General features: G+C 65.7%; 14 protein-coding genes. 10 read left to right on the top strand and 4 right to left on the bottom strand.

What is annotated here, in order from left to right:
• Nucleotides 1–154 precede the first annotated feature (154 nt).
• From ACVMIH_RS07210 to ACVMIH_RS07200, 3 genes are all read left to right on the top strand, one after another.
• Nucleotides 155–1,558: a TolC family outer membrane protein gene (locus ACVMIH_RS07210; RefSeq protein WP_057016567.1), complete on the top strand. Its 1,404-nt coding sequence runs from the start codon at nucleotides 155–157 to the stop codon at nucleotides 1,556–1,558.
• Between the two features lie 334 nt (nucleotides 1,559–1,892).
• Entirely contained in the window at nucleotides 1,893–2,627 is a 735-nt protein-coding gene (locus ACVMIH_RS07205; protein WP_057016568.1) for a PopZ family protein, read from the top strand.
• A gap of 170 nt (nucleotides 2,628–2,797) precedes the next feature.
• On the top strand, nucleotides 2,798–5,665 hold the full coding sequence (locus tag ACVMIH_RS07200) for a valine--tRNA ligase (RefSeq protein WP_456861085.1): 2,868 nt from the start codon (nucleotides 2,798–2,800) through the stop codon (nucleotides 5,663–5,665).
• 18 nt (nucleotides 5,666–5,683) lie between these two features.
• On the opposite strand, the gene ACVMIH_RS07195 is transcribed toward ACVMIH_RS07200, so the two are convergent.
• The gene (locus tag ACVMIH_RS07195; RefSeq protein WP_229191865.1) at nucleotides 5,684–6,289 is read right to left on the bottom strand and encodes a DNA-3-methyladenine glycosylase; all 606 of its coding nucleotides are present in this window, start codon (nucleotides 6,287–6,289) and stop codon (nucleotides 5,684–5,686) included.
• A 165-nt stretch (nucleotides 6,290–6,454) separates the two neighbouring features.
• Here ACVMIH_RS07195 and lipA point away from each other — a divergent pair, with 165 nt between their 5' ends.
• From lipA to ACVMIH_RS07180, 3 genes are all read left to right on the top strand, one after another.
• Nucleotides 6,455–7,414 (top strand): lipoyl synthase, encoded by a 960-nt coding sequence (lipA, locus tag ACVMIH_RS07190; RefSeq protein ID WP_057016571.1) that lies wholly within the window; start codon nucleotides 6,455–6,457, stop codon nucleotides 7,412–7,414.
• Between the two features lie 90 nt (nucleotides 7,415–7,504).
• On the top strand, nucleotides 7,505–8,044 hold the full coding sequence (locus tag ACVMIH_RS07185; RefSeq protein ID WP_253623861.1) for a P-loop NTPase family protein: 540 nt from the start codon (nucleotides 7,505–7,507) through the stop codon (nucleotides 8,042–8,044).
• Nucleotides 8,044–8,511 (top strand): type II toxin-antitoxin system RatA family toxin, encoded by a 468-nt coding sequence (locus tag ACVMIH_RS07180; protein WP_456861082.1) that lies wholly within the window; start codon nucleotides 8,044–8,046, stop codon nucleotides 8,509–8,511. Before ACVMIH_RS07185 ends, ACVMIH_RS07180 begins: the two co-directional genes overlap by 1 nt.
• Nucleotides 8,512–8,597: 86 nt before the next feature.
• Here ACVMIH_RS07180 and ACVMIH_RS07175 read toward each other — a convergent pair whose 3' ends face one another.
• From ACVMIH_RS07175 to ACVMIH_RS07165, 3 genes are all read right to left on the bottom strand, one after another.
• Nucleotides 8,598–8,993 (bottom strand): BA14K family protein, encoded by a 396-nt coding sequence (locus ACVMIH_RS07175; RefSeq protein WP_057016574.1) that lies wholly within the window; start codon nucleotides 8,991–8,993, stop codon nucleotides 8,598–8,600.
• 173 nt (nucleotides 8,994–9,166) lie between these two features.
• Nucleotides 9,167–9,766: a CinA family protein gene (locus tag ACVMIH_RS07170; RefSeq protein WP_038386736.1), complete on the bottom strand. Its 600-nt coding sequence runs from the start codon at nucleotides 9,764–9,766 to the stop codon at nucleotides 9,167–9,169.
• A 1-nt stretch (nucleotide 9,767) separates the two neighbouring features.
• Nucleotides 9,768–10,979, bottom strand: a complete 1,212-nt coding sequence (locus ACVMIH_RS07165) for a bifunctional 2-C-methyl-D-erythritol 4-phosphate cytidylyltransferase/2-C-methyl-D-erythritol 2,4-cyclodiphosphate synthase (RefSeq protein WP_456861080.1) — start codon at nucleotides 10,977–10,979, stop codon at nucleotides 9,768–9,770.
• 285 nt (nucleotides 10,980–11,264) lie between these two features.
• On the opposite strand from ACVMIH_RS07165, the gene dusB reads away from it, so the two are divergent.
• The 4 genes from dusB to ACVMIH_RS07145 all read left to right on the top strand — a co-directional run bounded on the left by dusB (nucleotide 11,265) and on the right by ACVMIH_RS07145 (nucleotide 17,563).
• A complete protein-coding gene (dusB, locus tag ACVMIH_RS07160; RefSeq protein WP_456785647.1) occupies nucleotides 11,265–12,266 on the top strand; it encodes a tRNA dihydrouridine synthase DusB in 1,002 nt (333 codons plus the stop codon).
• On the top strand, nucleotides 12,263–13,438 hold the full coding sequence (locus ACVMIH_RS07155) for a two-component system sensor histidine kinase NtrB (protein WP_057016577.1): 1,176 nt from the start codon (nucleotides 12,263–12,265) through the stop codon (nucleotides 13,436–13,438). The genes dusB and ACVMIH_RS07155 overlap by 4 nt, the downstream gene beginning before the upstream one ends.
• A gap of 9 nt (nucleotides 13,439–13,447) precedes the next feature.
• Complete coding sequence (gene ntrC, locus ACVMIH_RS07150; protein WP_050419700.1) at nucleotides 13,448–14,890, top strand: nitrogen regulation protein NR(I); 1,443 nt, start codon at nucleotides 13,448–13,450, stop codon at nucleotides 14,888–14,890.
• A gap of 189 nt (nucleotides 14,891–15,079) precedes the next feature.
• Nucleotides 15,080–17,563, top strand: a complete 2,484-nt coding sequence (locus tag ACVMIH_RS07145) for a sensor histidine kinase NtrY-like (RefSeq protein WP_229191860.1) — start codon at nucleotides 15,080–15,082, stop codon at nucleotides 17,561–17,563.
• Nucleotides 17,564–17,570 lie beyond the last annotated feature (7 nt).

Genomic DNA, 17,570 nt, shown 5'->3' with positions numbered 1-17,570 from the left:
CCCCATGTGAAGAGTTTCGACCGTGTTCCGTTGCGGGGTAGTTCCGTTGGGCCTAGCTGCGGACTAAGGTGAGGCGGGACTCACTTCGACTGAAGCGACCGCCGGACTGATTTGCGTGTGGGAGACGGCGACTACAATGATTGGATTTCCGGGGATGCGTGGGGTGAAGGTTGTCACCGCGGCTGCGACTGCCGTCCTTCTGTTGGCGGAGATGGGCCCTGTGCCCGCACTCGCCGATACAATCGAGGCCGCGCTGGTGCGGTCCTACCAAAACAATCCCCAGCTGAACGCGCAACGCGCGCAGGTGCGGTCAACTGACGAGAACGTTCCTCAGGCACTGTCGGGCTACCGCCCGAAAGTCGCACTGACGGCAAGCGCGGGGTACCAATACACCGATACGCTGACGACACAGGGCGGCGACGCGAACAATCTTGTCCGCACCCAAATCCATGGCGCCAACGCGCCGCGCAGCGCAGGCCTCACGGTCAACCAATCGCTGTTCAACGCGCAGACCGCGCCCAGGGTGCGCGCGGCCGAAAGCCAGGTCTCGGCGGCGCGCGAGGGCCTGCGTGTGCTCGAGCAAACCGTGATCCTGAGCGCGGCCACGATCTACATGGACTATCTCCGCGACTCCGCCATCGTCGAAGTTCAGCGCAGCAACACGCGCGTGCTGGAACAGACGCTGAAGCAGACCCAGGACCGCTTCAATGTCGGCGAAGTGACGCGGACCGACGTCGCGCAATCCGAAGCGCAGCTCGCGGCAGGTAAAACCCAGCAGCTCACCGCCGAATCGAACCTGACGACGACGCGATCGAATTTCCGCCGCATCATCGGCAACGAGCCGCAGAATCTCGCGCCGGGCTCGCCGGTCGACCGCTTCCTGCCGACGACGCTTGCGGCCGCCGTCGATCTCAGCCTGACCCAGAATCCGAACGTCACCTCGGCGATGTACGGCGTCGACGTCAACTTCCTGCAGGTCAAGGTCAGCGAGGGTGCGCTGTTCCCGTCGGTCAACCTGCAAACGTCGGTGCAGCAGCAATACGAACAGACCCTGATCAGCCAGCGCACATTCAGCGCGGGAACGGCGGTCCAGCTGTCGGTGCCGCTCTACCAGGGTGGTGCGGAATACTCGCTGATCCGCCAGTCCAAGGAATCGCTGGCGCAGCAGCGCCTCGTGCTCGAGCAGACCCGCGATCAGGCGCGCGCCAACGTCGTCACCGCGTGGGGCCAGCTGGTCGCCGGCAAGTCGCAGGTGGCATCGGCACAGGCGCAGGTGACCGCGTCGGAGATCGCCTTGAACGGCGTGCGCGAAGAGGCCAAGGCCGGTCAGCGCACCACGCTCGACGTGCTCAACGCGCAGCAGGCGCTCGTCAACGCGCGCAACGCGCTGGTCACCGCGCAGCACGACCGCGTCGTCGCGTCCTATAACGTGCTGAGCGCGGTTGGCCGCTTGTCGCCGCAGGTGCTCGGGCTTTCGACCAACGTCTACGATCCGAGCGTGCATTACCAGCAGGTTCGTGACAACTGGGCCGGCGTACGCACGCCCGACGGCCGCTAAACACCTTCGCATCGTCATCGCTTGTCGCGTCATGTTTGTGGTTCTGAGTTAATCAGGACCACAAACAGGCGCGTTTGCTTGCATTCGATAATTGGCCTGACATACCGTTTTGTCGGGCAGCAAGGCGATTCGCGGCGCGCCGGCGTAGCGTGATGACAGGTGCGACGCCCCCTGTGATCACGCTGCATTGGGCGACACGAAGCTTGCACAAAGCCTCGGGCGGGCTTGATCTGGGGACAAGTCGGGCGGGAGCAATGAAAATCTCTGCCCGCATCATCGGAACCGGCGAATCCTCTCGGGCTTGATGTAAATTCGTTTCGATGTGGAGTCGGAGATGACGCAACCTGCGAAGGTCCAAGAGCCCTCGATGGAGGAGATCCTGGCGTCGATCCGTCGCATCATTGCCGACGACGAGGCGAAGCCGGCCGCGGCCGAGAAGCCTGCGGCCGCCGCTGCAGCCCCGGCGCCGAAGGTCGAGCCAGCACCAGCAGCCAAGCCCGCGATGAAGAGCCCGCCGTCCGCAGCGCCACCGGCCGCGAAGGCCGCCGCGCCGGCGCCGAAATCACCGCCGCCTGCGCCGGCACCGGCGGCCAGCAACAGTCAGGACGATATCGACTCGCTGCTCGCCAGCCTCGATGAGGCGACGCCCGCAGCCGAGATCAGGCCGTCGCCGCAGCCCGCGGCCCAGCCCGAAGCCGACGTGTTCGAACTCACCGACGAGATGGCGCTGCCGGACCCGGCCGCCGCGCCGTCGTTCCGCAAGGTCGAGCCGCAGGACGACCTCGAGTTCACGGAAGCGCGGAGCCGGGCGCCGGAACCGGCCCGGGAGCCGCCGGCGATCGAGACCGCGCCCATGCAGCAGATCATCTCGGGAACCACGATGCGGGCCGTCGAGTCGGCCTTCAACTCTTTGGCCAACACCGTGCTGAGCAACAATGCGCGGACGCTCGAGGATCTGGTCAAGGAGATGCTGCGGCCGATGCTGAAGTCCTGGCTGGACGACAATCTGCCCGGGCTGGTCGAGCGGATCGTCAAGGCCGAGATCGAGCGGGTATCCCGCGGGCGCTAGCTGCGCGGCGTTAGCAGCGCAGCCGGCGCGAGGCTGGCTCCCGCCGTTGGGCCTGGCGGCCCTCAATCAGCTCCCCAAATGCCCTAAACGTCGATTTGACGTACCGGTCCGGTTGACTTGGTGCGCTCCGGCGGCTTTCTAACGCTTTCCATGGTCCACAGCGCATTGTCATGATCGAGAAAAACTACCAGCCCGCCGATATCGAGCACCGGATGGCCCGGATCTGGGAGGAGAGCGGTGCGTTCAAGGCCGGCCGGCCTGAACGCAAGGACGCCGCGCCTTTCACCATTGTGATCCCGCCGCCGAACGTGACCGGCTCGCTGCACATGGGCCACGCGCTCAACAATACGCTGCAGGACATCCTGTGCCGCTTCGAGCGGATGCGCGGCCGCGACGTGCTTTGGCAGCCCGGCACTGATCACGCCGGCATCGCCACCCAGATGGTGGTCGAGCGTCAGCTGATGGAACGGCAGGAGCCGGGCCGGCGCGATATGGGCCGCGCCAAGTTCCTTGAGCGGGTCTGGCAGTGGAAGGCCGAGAGCGGCGGCACCATCGTCAACCAGCTCAAGCGCCTCGGCGCCTCCTGTGACTGGTCGCGCGAGCGCTTCACCATGGACGAGGGCCTGTCGCGCGCCGTCGTCAAGGTGTTCGTCGAACTGCATCGCGATGGCCTGATCTACAAGGACAAGCGCCTGGTCAACTGGGACCCGAAGCTGCTCACCGCGATCTCCGATCTCGAAGTGCAGCAGGTCGAGGTCAGGGGCCATCTCTGGTACCTGCGTTACCCGATCGAGGGCCGCAACTTCAGCCCCGAGGATCCGAAATCGTTCATCGTGGTCGCGACGACGCGTCCCGAAACGATGCTCGGCGACACCGCGGTCGCGGTGCATCCGGACGACGAGCGCTACGCCGATCTGGTCGGCCAGCACGTCATCCTGCCGCTGGTCGGCCGCAGGATTCCGATCGTCGCCGACGACTATTCCGATCCGGAGAAGGGCTCGGGCGCGGTCAAGGTGACGCCTGCGCACGACTTCAACGACTTCGAGATCGGCAAGCGTCACGGCCTGCCGCAGATCAGCGTGCTCGACCAGGAAGGCAGCCTCAGCCTGGTGGGCAACGAGGATTATCTGCGCGGCCTGCCTGTCGGCGCCGACGAGTTCGCCGCCGAGTTTGACAAGATCGAGCGCTTCGCGGCGCGCAAGAAGATCGTCGCAAGGCTGGAGGAGTTCGGCTTCCTCGAGCGGATCGAGCCCAACACCCACATGGTGCCGCATGGCGACCGCTCCGGTGTCGTGATCGAGCCGTATCTGACCGACCAGTGGTATGTCGACGCTAAGACGCTGGCGCAGCCGGCGATCGCGGCGGTGCGCTCCGGCGAAACCACGTTCGTGCCGAAGAACTGGGAAAAGACCTATTTCGAGTGGATGGAGAACATCCAGCCCTGGTGCATCTCGCGCCAGCTCTGGTGGGGCCATCAGATCCCGGCGTGGTACGGACCCGACGGCAAGGTGTTCGTCGCCGAGACCGAGGAAGAGGCGGTCGGCCACGCGCTCGGCTATTACGTCGAGCAGGAAGTCATCACGCCGGAGCAGGGCCACGACATGGCGGTCGACCCCGCCAAGCGCGAGGGCTTCATCACGCGTGACGAGGACGTGCTCGACACCTGGTTCTCGTCGGCCCTGTGGCCGTTCTCGACGCTGGGCTGGCCGGACGACACGCCGGAGGTCGCGCGCTACTACCCGACCAATACGCTGGTTACCGGCTTCGACATCATCTTCTTCTGGGTCGCCCGCATGATGATGATGGGCCTCCATTTCATGAAGGAGGCGCCGTTCTCGACCGTCTACATCCACCGCCTCGTCCGCGACGAGAAGGGCGCCAAGATGTCGAAGTCGAAGGGCAACGTCATCGACCCGCTCGGCGTGATCGACGAATACGGCGCCGACGCGCTGCGCTTCGCGCTGACCCGCGAGGCGGCCCAAGGCCATGACATCCGCCTGTCGCCGCATCTGGTCGAGACCAACCGCAATTTCGCGACCAAGTTCTGGAACGCCTGTCGGTTCGCCGAGATGAACGAGTGCGTCAAGCCGGACGGTTTCGATCCGAAGGGCGCAAAGGAGACGTTGAACCGCTGGATCGCGCACGAAACCTCGCGCGTCACCCGCGAGGTGACCGAGACGATCGAGGATCATCGCTTCAACGATGCCGCGGGCGCGATCTACCGCTTCGTCTGGAACGTGTTCTGCGACTGGTATCTTGAGCTCGCGAAACCCGTGCTAATGGGCGAGGAGGGCGCGGCCAAGGCCGAGACCCGCGCCATGATCGCCTGGACCCGCGACGAGATCCTCAAGCTGCTGCATCCGTTCATGCCCTTCATCACCGAGGAGCTGTGGGCGGTGACCGCAAAGCGCGACGGCCTGTTGGTCTTGGCGTCCTGGCCGCGTAAGTCGGGCGTGACCGGCGAGCAGCTGGCCGCGATCGCGACCGCCGGTCCGGTGGTCGATCCGATCATTCCGCCGGTGATTGCCGCGCTCGACGCCGACGAGTTCAGCGATCCTGCGGCCGAGGCCGAGATCGGCTGGGTGGTCGATCTCGTCACTGCGATGCGGTCGGTGAAGGCGGAAATGAACATCCCGCCGTCGACACTGACGCCGCTGGTGATCGCGGGCGCCTCCGACGAGACGCGGGACCGCGCGCGGCGCTGGAACGACACCATCAAGCGGCTCGCACGATTGTCGGATATCTCGTTTGCCGATCACCCGCCGGAAGGCGCGGTACAGCTCCTTGTCCGCGGCGAGGCGGTCGCGCTGCCCCTGAAGGGCGTGATCGATCTCGCGGCTGAACGCACGCGGCTGGAGAAGGAGCTCGGCAAGGCCGACGCCGACATCAAGCGGGTCGATGCCAAGCTCGCCAACGACAAGTTCGTCGCCAACGCGCCGGAAGAGCTCGTCGAGGAAGAGAAGGAAAAGCGCGCGGCAGCAGCGGAGCGCCGCGCCAAGATTCTCGAGGCGATCGAGCGGTTGAAGAAGGCGTCCTAGCTGATAACGCCGTGGCGATCAAAACCGCTTGCTGAGGAATTTTGATCCCTTCAGCCCGTAGCGCCAGGGCAGGTCGACGGCCTTGGTGATGCCGATCCGCACCCCGGTGATGATTTCGGGTGCTTCGGTCCGCGCATGGAGCGCGATCGGGGCGCGGTCGAGCGGCAATTCGCTGTGCGCGATGGTGATGCCGAGCGCCTCGCAGAGCTTGCCGGGCCCCGAGCACAGCGCGCGCTCGTCCTCCAGCCCGCGCCGCCTGCGCATCGCCGCGAGCCCATGGGTCGGCTCGATCGCGCGGATCAGCACGGCGCTGGCCGAGCCCGCTTCCTCGCAGACGAAGTTGACGCACCAATGGATGCCGTAGGAGCGGTAGACGTAGGAGAAGCCCGGCGGGCCGAACATCACCTGGTTGCGCGGGGTCGGCCCGCGGTAGGAATGCGCCGCCGGGTCGGTGTGATGATAGGCCTCGACCTCGGTGATGATGCCGCCGGCGCCGCCGACCAGGAAGGTCGCGCCGATCAGGTCGGGGGCGACCTCGTGGACGCTGCGATCGAAGAAGGAGCGTTTCAGCGCCTTGCCGAGGCGCGGCGCGGTCGCGCTGATGGATCGGGGTTTTTGAGCCATTTTGAGGTAGGAATCGGCATGGAACGGGTCGCAAGACTGCCAATATATGGGCAGGTCTGCTAGGGTCGCGGGGCGGGTTGCGAGCTGCGTCAACACCGATTAGCTAAGCCCTTGGTTCGGAGCATTGATCTGCCTGGATCATGCTCCCGCGACTTGCAGGCATCCATGGTCACCATCGTCGACACCATCTCCACCACTCAGCTCCGCCCGCGGCACCCCGAAAAGGTCAACCGGCCGGATGCCGTGTCGCCGCCGAAGCCGGACTGGATCCGGGTTCGTGCGCCGAATACGCGCGGCTATGCAGATACGCGCCGGATCGTGAAGGAGAATGGCCTCGTCACGGTGTGCGAGGAGGCGGGCTGCCCCAATATCGGTGAGTGCTGGGACAAGAAGCACGCCACCTTCATGATCATGGGCGACACCTGCACGCGCGCCTGCGCGTTCTGCAACGTCAAGACCGGCATGCCCGGCGCGCTCGAGGCGAGCGAGCCGGAATACGTCGCGGAGGCCACCGCCAAGCTCGGGCTCAGTCATGTCGTGGTCACCTCGGTCGACCGCGACGATCTCGCCGACGGCGGTGCCGAGCATTTTGCCGAGACCATCCGCGCCATCCGCGCGCGCTGCCCGAGCACCACGATCGAGATCCTGACACCGGACTTCCTGCGCAAGGACGGCGCGCTGGAGCGCGTGGTCGCGGCCAAGCCCGACGTCTTCAACCACAATCTGGAAACCGTGCCGTCGCGCTATCTGACGGTCCGTCCCGGCGCCCGCTATTTCCATTCGATCCGGCTGCTGCAGCGGGTCAAGGAGATCGATCCGACCATCTTCACTAAATCAGGCATCATGGTCGGCCTCGGCGAGGAGCGGCACGAGGTGCTGCAGGTGATGGACGACCTGCGCTCGGCCGAAGTCGATTTCCTCACCATCGGCCAGTACCTGCAGCCGACCCGCAAGCATCACGCCGTGATGCGCTACGTGACGCCGGACGAGTTCGCAGGCTACGAGCGGGTCGCCTATACCAAGGGCTTTTTGATGGTGTCGGCGAGCCCGTTGACGCGCTCGTCGCATCACGCCGGCGAGGATTTCGCCAAACTGCAGGCGGCGCGCACGGCCCGCGGCCGCTAGATTTTTGCAAACGGCGGTAAGCCGGCGCCGTCACGCGCCGTTGCTTGATCGGGCCTTGACCGAACCTTGGCCGAACCTTGGACTGGACCAATGCAGCGCGTTCTGGTGATGGGATCGTCGGGATCCGGCAAGTCGACCTTTGCGCGGCGGCTGTCCGCCATGACAGGGATTCCGACCGTGTCGATCGATGCGCTGTTCTGGAAGCCGGGCTGGGTCGAGTCGGGCAGGGACGAATTCGAGCGCCGCGTGACCGAAGCAGCCCAGGAGCCGCGCTGGATCATGGATGGGAACTACATGAGGCATGGTGCAGGGGAATTGCGCCGGGAGCTCTCCGACACGATCATCTGGTTCGACCTGCCGCGGTCGACCTGCATGCTCGGTATCTTCAGGCGGATAGCCGGGAGCTATGGCGAGGTCCGCCCGGAGATGGCGGAAGGCTGCCCTGAGAAGATCGATCTCGAATTCTTCCGCTACGTCTGGACCTATCGCCGGCAGCAGCGGCCGAAGCTGATCGAGTATTTTGCCGGCTTGCGGCCCGATCAATCGCTGGTCTGTTTCACCGATCGGGCGCAGGCGGATGATTATCTGAAGCGCCTCGCACTCGGGCAAAACCGTGCGAGTATCCACTGATGCCACGATTCTCAAGCAAGCGGCGGGTCCGGCACACCGCACCTCAAATGTTCGATCTGGTCGCCGACGTCGAGCGCTATCCCGAATTCGTGCCGCTATGCCATTCGCTCAAGATCCGCCAGCGCACGCCCAAGGAGGACGGCACCGAGGTCGTGGTGGCGGACATGACGGTGTCCTTCAAGCTGGTGCGGGAAACCTTCACCAGCAAGGTGACGCTCGACCGGGCCAATCTGAATATCGTGGTCGAATATCTGCGCGGCCCGTTCAGCAATCTGGAGAATCGCTGGAGTTTTGAGCCGAAGTCGGAAACCGAATGCGATGTCGGCTTCTTCCTGAACTACGAATTCAAGAGCCGGATGCTGGCGATGCTGATGGGCTCGATGTTCGACGCCGCATTCTCACGCTTTGCCGCGGCGTTCGAGAAGCGCGCGGATCAGGTCTACGGCAAGCCGCAGCTGTCGACGTAGCGAAGTCGTCTCGTCTACATCTCTGGAACGCAAATGCCCGGCACGAGGCCGGGCACGACGGATGGTGCGGGAGAGCGTTCGCCGACTTACGGGCAGGATCGCCGCACGCCGCCGGATGCGATGTAGGTGCCCGAAGCGGGGTCGTAGGTACGGAAACGCTGGGAGCAATAGGCGTCGTTGTTGGCCTTGGCCTGGCTCGCCGCGATCGCGCCGCCGATGATCGCGCCGGCCGCCAGCCCGCCGATGATCGCCGCGCCGTTACTGCCGCCATCGCGATAGTAACCACCGCGGTAGCCGTATCCGCCGCGATAGCCGTAACGCGGACCACCGTGCCAGTGACGATACTGCACATGCTCGACGGAGGTAGGCTGATCCTGCAATTGCGCGGGAGCGAGTGGTGCGGCGGACGAAGGCACAACAGTCGACAGCGTCATGGCGCCAGCGCTGATGGCGGCCACGACCAAAGTTCCCAACTTCATCATTTTCTCCTTGTTGTGGGATTTTGCTGTTGGACGAACAATCGAAACAGCAGAGTTGGAACAACATAAAGCGGCGAAGCCGCGTCAAAGTTCCATTTCAGGTAAGCGTCACCGGGCCGCAGTTGACACAAGCCCGTGTAAGGCGGGCCGTGGCGCGACTTGACTTTGCGTTGGGCCTATCCGCGCGGCGGCCGGCGGCGTTTCGCAGCGTGGCTCCGCGGCGACCGGGCAACCCTTGGCCGTAACCGGCTGGCCGCCTCGCGACGCGGCTTGGCGGCCTGCGGCGGGCGCGCAAGCTCCATCAGCATGCGCAATGCTTCGACCACGGAGCGCTGCCGCACCGTGCTGCGGCCGATCGCGCCAAATCGCTGCTCACGATGAATGATGCGGCCGTCGCGCGCGGCGACGGCGAAATGCACCAGGCCGACCGGCTTGCCCGGTGTCGCGCCGCCAGGGCCCGCGATGCCGGTGATCGAGACCGCAAGGTCGACGCCGGCCTTTTCCAGCGCGCCGATCGCCATCGCAGTCGCGGTTTCCTTGCTCACCGCGCCGAACGTTTCGAGCGTGGCCGCCTTGACGCCGAGCATGACCCGCTTGGCCTCGTTCGAATAGGTCACGAAGCCGCGGTCGATCACGTCGGAAGAGCCGGGGATGTCGGTGAGCGCACCCGCGACCAGGCCGCCGGTGCAGGATTCGGCGGTCGCGATGGTCAGCTTGCGCATCCGGCACAGGTCGAGCAGCGAGCGGGAGAGGGCACGAGCGTCGCTGCCGCCCATGTCAGGCACTCCGGCCTTTATCGTCCCAACCTTTATCGTCCCAAGGGAGACGGACCGTGGCGCTCGCGGTTGCCGCGATGCCTTCCTCGCGGCCGGTGAAGCCGAGCCGCTCGCTGGTGGTGGCCTTGACCGCCACGCGCGAGACGTGGACGCCGGAGATCTCCGCGATCTTCGCCCGCATGGTGTCGCGCAACGGCCCGATCTTCGGCCGCTCGCAGATCAGCGTCACTTCGAGATTGGCGATCCGTCCGCCACGCGCGGTGACGCGCTCGACCGCGTATTTCAGGAACTGGTCGGAGGAGGCGCCCTTCCACTTGGCGTCGCTCGGCGGGAAATGCGAGCCGATATCGCCGTCGGCCAGCGCGCCGAGGATCGCGTCGACGAGCGCATGCAGCCCGACATCGCCGTCGGAATGGGCCAGGAATCCCTTCGTGTGCGGCACGCGCACGCCGCAGATCATGACATGGTCACCGTCGCCAAAGGCATGCACGTCGTAGCCGGTGCCGGTTCTGATGTCGCCGAGCTGGCTTGCGAGCCGCGCTTCCTCGCGCACGAAGTCCTCGGGTGTGGTGAGTTTCATGTTGGCAGCATCACCTTCAAACGTCGCAACCGTCAATCCCGCCCACTCGGCAAGCGCCGCATCGTCGGTGAAATCGGAGCGGCCATCGCGCGCTGCGCGACGATGCGCCTCCAATATTACGTCGAAACGAAAAGCCTGTGGCGTCTGCGCGATCCGCAGGCGCGCGCGCTCCGGCGTCGCCTCGACGTCGCCGGCATCGCCGGTGAGCTTGATGGTGTCGGTGACGGGAATCACGGGGATCGCAGCGCCGGTCCGGCCGGCTGCGGCGATCGCGCGCGAGATCACGGCTGCAGTGACGAAGGGGCGCGCGGCATCGTGGATCAGCACGATATCCGGCTTTTCGCTTGCGAGCGCCTCGAGCCCGGCATGGACCGAGGCCTGCCGGGTCGCGCCGCCCGGCGTCGGCGGCCGATGGCGAAGGCCTGCGACTGCTTCATCGAACAGCGCGGTGTCGTCAGGATTGACCACAGGCTGCACCGCAAACACGTCCGGATGTCCGGAGAACGCCTCCATGGCGCGGTAGATCACCGTCTGTCCGCCGATCGTCCGGTATTGCTTCGGCCCGCCTGCGCCGGCGCGCAGTCCACGGCCGGCTGCGACAAGGATGGCTGCGGTACGCTCAGGCTTCGGCATTTTGAACCAGTGACAGACGAATCGGGGATGAGGGGGACGGCGAAGATCGCCGCGCACAGCCCTTAGCATGACCGCTGCGCAAAAACAGAGCGTTTGCCGATGACTGTGGGAAAAGCAGATTTTGTTGCAGTGCACCTGCACTGATGATAGGAATGTCTAAACCGTAGGCATGAGCCTTGACTGCACAAGAATTGTGCGCAGAATAGGCGACGTCAGCTGCAATGGCGTGGCTGACAGAACGACGAGACGGCTGTGACCGGCGTGCAAAGTACTCCTCGTAACCCATTGAAGATCGGCGATATTGCTGTCGCCAACCGGGTTCTCCTCGCGCCCATGTCCGGCATCACCGATGCGCCCTTCCGGCGACTCGTTGCCACTTTGGGCGCCGGCCTGGTGGTCTCCGAGATGACCGCCAGCAACGATCTGGTGAACGGCAAGCCGATGTCGAAGCTGCGTTGCGAGGCAGCCGGGGTCGGGCCGCATGTGGTCCAGCTGGCGGGCTGCGAGACCCACTGGATGGCGGAGGGCGCACGGATCGCCGAAGGCGCCGGCGCCGACGTCATCGACATCAACATGGGCTGTCCGGCCCGCCACGTGACCGGGGGCCAGTCCGGCTCGGCCCTGATGCGCGACCTCGACCACGCGGTCACGCTGATCGAGGCGACGCTGTCGGCGGTCAGGGTGCCGGTCACGCTGAAGATGCGGCTCGGCTGGGATGACCGCTCGCTCAATGCACCGGAACTGGCGCGCCGCGCCGAGGCCGCCGGCGTGCAGATGATCACCGTGCATGGCCGGACCCGCTGCCAGTTCTACAAGGGCGAGGCGAACTGGAACGCGGTGCGCGCGGTCAAGGACGCCGTCACCGTCCCGGTCGTGGTCAACGGCGATATCACCTCGTTCGACAAGGCTGTCAGTGCGCTCGAGATGTCGGGCGCCGACGCCGTCATGATCGGCCGCGGCGCGCAGGGGCAGCCCTGGCTGCCGGGACAGATCGGCCGTCGCCTCGAGACCGGGATCGCCGAGGCCGCGCCGTCGCTCGCCGAGCAGCTCAAGCACGTTCGCGCGCTCTATGACGAGGTTTGCAGCCACTATGGCCTGCGCATCGGGCTCAAGCATGCACGCAAGCATCTGGGCTGGGCGCTGGAGGCTGCTGCGGCCTATAGCTGCGCGCCGGCCGCGACCTTGAAGACCTGGCGGCAGGCGATCCTGACCGCGGAAGAGCCGTCCAGCGTGCATCGCTCGCTCGCCGACGCCTACGACGATTTTGCCTGGAGTGCTGCCGCATGACGTCAGCCATGGAATTCCGCCGGCCGGTGCCGACTGACGGGGAGGCCATCCTCAATGCGCTGCCCAATCCGGTGCTGCTGGTCGCACCCGACGGGCGGATCGTCGACGCCAATATCGCAGCCGAATCATTCTTCGAGATATCGACCCAGTTCCTGCGCCGGCAGTCGCTGAAGGAACTGGTGCCGTTCGGCAGCCCGCTGCTGGCGCTGATCGAGCAGGTGCGGACGAGCGGCTCGCCGGTCAACGAATACAAGGTCGATCTCGGCACGCCGCGGATCGGCGGCGATCGCCAGGTCGATCTGCACGTCGCGCCGCTGACCGAGCGGCCCGGGCATATCGTGGTGATGCTGCAGGAGCGTACCATCGCCGACAAGATGGATCGCCAGCTCACCCATCGCAGCGCGGCGCGCTCGGTGATCGCGCTGGCGGCGATGCTCGCCCACGAGATCAAGAACCCGCTGTCGGGCATCCGCGGCGCGGCGCAGCTTTTGGAGCAGCAGGCGTCCTCCGAGGACCGGCTGCTGACACGACTGATCTGCGACGAGGCGGACCGCATCGTGACGCTGGTCGACCGCATGGAGGTGTTCGGCGACGACCGCCCGGTGGCGCGCGGTCCGGTCAACATCCATTCCGTGCTCGATCATGTGAAGCGCCTGGCGCAGTCCGGCTTTGCCCGCAATGTCCGCTTCATCGAGGACTACGATCCGTCGTTGCCGCCGGTGCTGGCCAACCAGGACCAGCTGATCCAGGTGTTCCTCAACCTCGTGAAGAACGCGGCCGAAGCGGTGGCCGATCTCGGCACCGATGCCGAGATCCAGCTCACCACTGCGTTCCGGCCAGGCGTGCGGCTGTCGCTGCCCGGCAAGAAATCGCGGGTCTCGCTGCCGCTGGAATTCTGCGTCAAGGACAACGGCTCTGGCGTGCCGGAAGACCTGCTGCCGAACCTGTTCGATCCCTTCGTCACCACCAAGCAGACCGGCAGCGGGCTCGGCCTCGCGCTGGTCGCCAAGATCGTCGGCGATCACGGCGGCATCATCGAATGCGAGTCGCAGCCGCGCAAAACCACTTTCCGCGTACTGATGCCGATGTACAGCGCCGCCAAGCAACTCGACCAAAGCAACCGCGATGACGTTCCGGGTACGTCCTCGCCTGCCTCTCAGGATGCACGATGAGGAACACCAATGCCTGCAGGTAGCATACTTGTCGCTGACGACGACACCGCCATCCGGACCGTCCTGAACCAGGCGCTGTCGCGCGCCGGCTATGAGGTTCGCCTCACCGGCAACGCCGCCACGCTGTGGCGCTGGGTCAGCCAAGGCGAGGGCGATCTTGTCATCACCGACGTCGTGATGCCCGACGAGAACGCATTCGATCTCTTGCCGCGGATCAAGAAGATGCGGCCGAATTTGCCGGTCATCGTGATGAGCGCGCAGAACACGTTCATGACCGCGATCCGCGCCTCCGAGCGCGGCGCCTACGAATATCTGCCGAAGCCGTTCGACCTGAAGGAGCTGATCACCATCGTCGGCCGCGCGCTGGCCGAGCCGAAGGAGCGGGTCTCCAGTCCCGCCGACGACGGCGAGTTCGACTCGATCCCGCTGGTTGGCCGCTCGCCGGCGATGCAGGAAATCTACCGCGTGCTGGCGAGGTTGATGCAGACCGACCTCACCGTGATGATCTCGGGCGAATCCGGCACCGGCAAGGAGCTGGTCGCGCGCGCGCTGCACGACTACGGGCGGCGCCGCAACGGCCCGTTCGTCGCGGTCAACATGGCGGCGATCCCGCGCGACCTGATCGAATCGGAGCTGTTCGGCCATGAGCGCGGCGCATTCACCGGCGCCAACACCCGCGCCTCCGGCCGCTTCGAGCAGGCCGAGGGCGGCACGCTGTTCCTCGACGAGATCGGCGACATGCCGATGGAGGCGCAGACCCGGCTGCTCCGCGTGCTGCAGCAGGGCGAATACACCACGGTGGGCGGCCGCACCCCAATCAAGACCGACGTCCGCATCGTCGCCGCCTCCAACAAGGACCTGCGCATCCTGATCCAGCAGGGCCTGTTCCGCGAGGACCTGTTCTTCCGCCTCAACGTGGTGCCGCTGCGGCTGCCGCCGCTGCGCGAGCGCATCGAGGATCTGCCCGACCTGATCCGGCACTTCTTCTCGCTCGCCGAGAAGGACGGCCTGCCGCCGAAGAAGCTCGACGCCCAGGCGCTCGAGCGGCTCAAGCAGCACCGCTGGCCGGGCAACGTCCGCGAGCTGGAAAACCTCGCCCGGCGGCTCGCCGCGCTCTATCCGCAGGACGTCATCACGTCTTCCGTCATCGACGGCGAGCTGGCGCCGCCGGCGGTCACCTCGGGCAGCACGGCGACCGTCGGCGTCGACAATCTCGGCGGCGCGGTCGAGGCCTATCTGTCCTCGCACTTCTCCGGCTTCCCGAACGGCGTGCCGCCGCCGGGCCTCTACCACCGTATCCTCAAGGAGATCGAGATCCCGCTGCTGACCGCCGCGCTGGCGGCGACCCGCGGCAACCAGATCCGGGCCGCCGACCTGCTCGGGTTGAACCGCAATACGCTGCGCAAGAAGATCCGCGACCTCGACATCCAGGTCTACCGGAGCGGCGGCTAGGGCTGCCAGGGCGGGGCGCGAGCCTCGCTTCAAGCTCGCTACCGTTATTGAGTAGTCACAAATGGTTTTGGGGACACGGCGCCGCACCAGGGGTTTGCGCCGCGGAAATGTCGCAATTCGGCAACATTGTGATATGATTGCATCAGTTCGCAATTCCCGCGGGCGATCGCTCTCAGCTCAATTGCCGGTATGACCAGCGCAGAGACCACCGCTTCAACATTACGCGCCCCGTCGGCCGAGCCCAATGCAGAGGCGCGGGGCTTCCCGCTGCGGCGCTGGCTGGCGCCGTTTGCCGTGGCCATCGCGCTGCTGTCCGCCTTCCTGACCTTCGTGGTGCTGACCGGGCTGACCCCGATCGAGCCCACGTCCGAGGTGGTCCGCTCCTTCCTGATGATCAATGCCGGCACCATCCTGCTGCTGGTCGGCATCATCGTCCGGGAAGTCTGGCAGATGGTGCAGGCGAGGCGGCGCGGCCGGGCCGCGGCGCGGCTGCATGTGCAGATTGTCGGCCTGTTCTCGGTGATCGCGGTGCTGCCCGCCGTGCTGGTGTCGATCGTCGCCAACGTCACCATCGAGCGCGGCCTCGACCGGCTGTTCTCGGGTCCCACCAAGCAGGTGATCCAGAATTCGCTGACCATCGCCAGTGCCTACATGCAGGAGCACGCCCAGCTCATCAACGGCGACACGCTGGCGATGGCCAATGACCTCGCCCATGCCCGGCCGCTCTACGACCAGGATCGCATGACGTTCCTGCAGCTGATGACGGCCGGCGCCGAGTCGCGCAATCTTCCGGTCGCGGTGCTGATGGACAAGGACGGCAAGATCGTCGCCAGCGCCGAGACCGGCGTTCGCCTGAACTACGAGGCGCCGCCGCCCGACATCCTGAAGGACATCAACGAGACCGAGCCGAAGATCTCGGTCTTTCCGGAAAACTACGTCGCCTCCGTGGTCCGCCTGCGGGCCTATGACGACATGTTCCTGTATGTGGCGCGGCTGCTCGATCCGGCGGTGGTTGCCCAGCTCAAGCAGACCCAGACCAGCGCGGCCGAATATGCCCAGCTCGAGACCCGCAGGCTCGGCATCCAGGTCGCGTTCGCGCTGATGTTCGCGGTGATCGCGCTGACCATCCTGATGGCCTCGGTGCTGATCGGGCTGAACTTCGCCAACGGGCTGGTGTCGCCGATCCGCCAGCTGATGGGTGCGGCGAGCGAGGTCTCGACCGGCAATCTCAATGTCCAGGTGCCGGTCAACAAGTCGGAAAGCGACCTCGCGCTGCTCGGCGAAATCTTCAACAAGATGACCCAGGAGCTGCGCACCCAGCGCAACGAGCTGGTCGACGCCAGCGAGACCATCGACAGCCGCCGCCGCTTCATCGAAGCGGTGCTGTCGTCGGCCTCTGCCGGCATCATCGGGGTCGACGCCTCAGGCACCATCGGCGTCCTCAACCGCTCGGCGGAGAAGCTGATCGGGCACGCCGAATCGGAGACGCTCGGCCATCCGCTCTCGGACGTGCTGCCCGAGCTCGACGAGATGATGAAAACCGCGCGCGAGGGAACGCAGCGCCTGGTGCAGGGGCAGGTCACGATCCTGCGCGACGGCCATGAGCGCAATCTGTCGGTCCGCGTCTCGGCCGAGCAGACCAGCCAGTCGCGCGACAGCTACATCATCACACTCGACGACATAACCGAGCTGGTGTCGGCGCAGCGCACCTCGGCCTGGGGCGACGTCGCCCGCCGCATCGCCCACGAGATCAAGAACCCGCTGACCCCGATCCAGCTCTCCGCCGAGCGCATCCGCCGCAAGTTCGGCAAGACCATCACCGAGGAGAAGGACAAGTCGATCTTCGAGCAGTGCACCGATACCATCGTGCGCCAGGTCGACGACATCAGGCGGATGGTCGACGAGTTCTCGCGCTTTGCGCGGATGCCGAAGCCGGTGATGGAAGGGGAGGACGTCGCCGACGTGGTGCGCCAGGCGGTGTTCCTGATGAAGGTCGCGCATCCCGATCTCGACATCGAGGCCGACATCAAGCAGTCGCCGCTGCCCGCGCAGTTCGACCGCCGGCTGATCTCGCAGGCGCTGACCAACATCATCAAGAACGCCACCGAGGCGATCGAGCAGGTGCCGCGCGAGGAACTCGGCAAGGGCCGCATCGACGTCGTGGCGCAGCGCGAGAACGACGACATCCTGATCGACGTGGTCGACAACGGCATCGGCCTGCCCAAGGTCGCCCGCGCGCGCCTGCTCGAGCCCTATGTCACGACCCGGGCGAAGGGCACCGGCCTCGGCCTGGCGATCGTCGGCCGCGTTCTGGAGGACCATGGCGGCCGCATCGAGCTCAAGGATGCCTCCGATTTCCGCGACGGCCAGCGCGGTGCCTGGATGCGGCTGCGCTTTGCCGTCACGGGACACGCGGCCAAGCCGGAGAACAAGCCCGAAAGCAAGGACCAAAAACCGGACGTCAAACCGGACAAGGCCGAACCGGAAAGTGAAAAAAATCCGCCGGAGGAGCCGACCAACGGCCCGGCGCAAGCGACCAACAATGAACCAAAAATCCAAGAACCGACCCAAGAACCAATCCAAGAACCTATCCGAGATCCCGCTGATCAGGGGCCAAACAATCAAGAGCCAAATGCGCAAAAGCCAAAATTCAAAGCCGCGACGAGCGACTGACAAGGCA

It is taken from the genome of Bradyrhizobium sp. USDA 4503, from assembly GCF_054055815.1.
Note: the sequence above shows the minus strand (reverse complement) of the source record. Positions and strands in the feature narration are given on the sequence as shown.

Bases quoted from the DNA above. Each gene is read 5' to 3' on its own strand.
- ACVMIH_RS07210 (WP_057016567.1), top strand. From the start codon at position 155: ATGCGTGGGGTGAAGGTTGTCACCGCGGCTGCGACTGCCGTCCTTCTG.
- ACVMIH_RS07205 (WP_057016568.1), top strand. From the start codon at position 1,893: ATGACGCAACCTGCGAAGGTCCAAGAGCCCTCGATGGAGGAGATCCTG.
- ACVMIH_RS07200 (WP_456861085.1), top strand. From the start codon at position 2,798: ATGATCGAGAAAAACTACCAGCCCGCCGATATCGAGCACCGGATGGCC.
- ACVMIH_RS07195 (WP_229191865.1), bottom strand. From the start codon at position 6,289: ATGGCTCAAAAACCCCGATCCATCAGCGCGACCGCGCCGCGCCTCGGC.
- lipA (WP_057016571.1), top strand. From the start codon at position 6,455: ATGGTCACCATCGTCGACACCATCTCCACCACTCAGCTCCGCCCGCGG.
- ACVMIH_RS07185 (WP_253623861.1), top strand. From the start codon at position 7,505: ATGCAGCGCGTTCTGGTGATGGGATCGTCGGGATCCGGCAAGTCGACC.
- ACVMIH_RS07180 (WP_456861082.1), top strand. From the start codon at position 8,044: ATGCCACGATTCTCAAGCAAGCGGCGGGTCCGGCACACCGCACCTCAA.
- ACVMIH_RS07175 (WP_057016574.1), bottom strand. From the start codon at position 8,993: ATGATGAAGTTGGGAACTTTGGTCGTGGCCGCCATCAGCGCTGGCGCC.
- ACVMIH_RS07170 (WP_038386736.1), bottom strand. From the start codon at position 9,766: ATGGGCGGCAGCGACGCTCGTGCCCTCTCCCGCTCGCTGCTCGACCTG.
- ACVMIH_RS07165 (WP_456861080.1), bottom strand. From the start codon at position 10,979: ATGCCGAAGCCTGAGCGTACCGCAGCCATCCTTGTCGCAGCCGGCCGT.
- ACVMIH_RS07155 (WP_057016577.1), top strand. From the start codon at position 12,263: ATGACGTCAGCCATGGAATTCCGCCGGCCGGTGCCGACTGACGGGGAG.
- ntrC (WP_050419700.1), top strand. From the start codon at position 13,448: ATGCCTGCAGGTAGCATACTTGTCGCTGACGACGACACCGCCATCCGG.
- ACVMIH_RS07145 (WP_229191860.1), top strand. From the start codon at position 15,080: ATGACCAGCGCAGAGACCACCGCTTCAACATTACGCGCCCCGTCGGCC.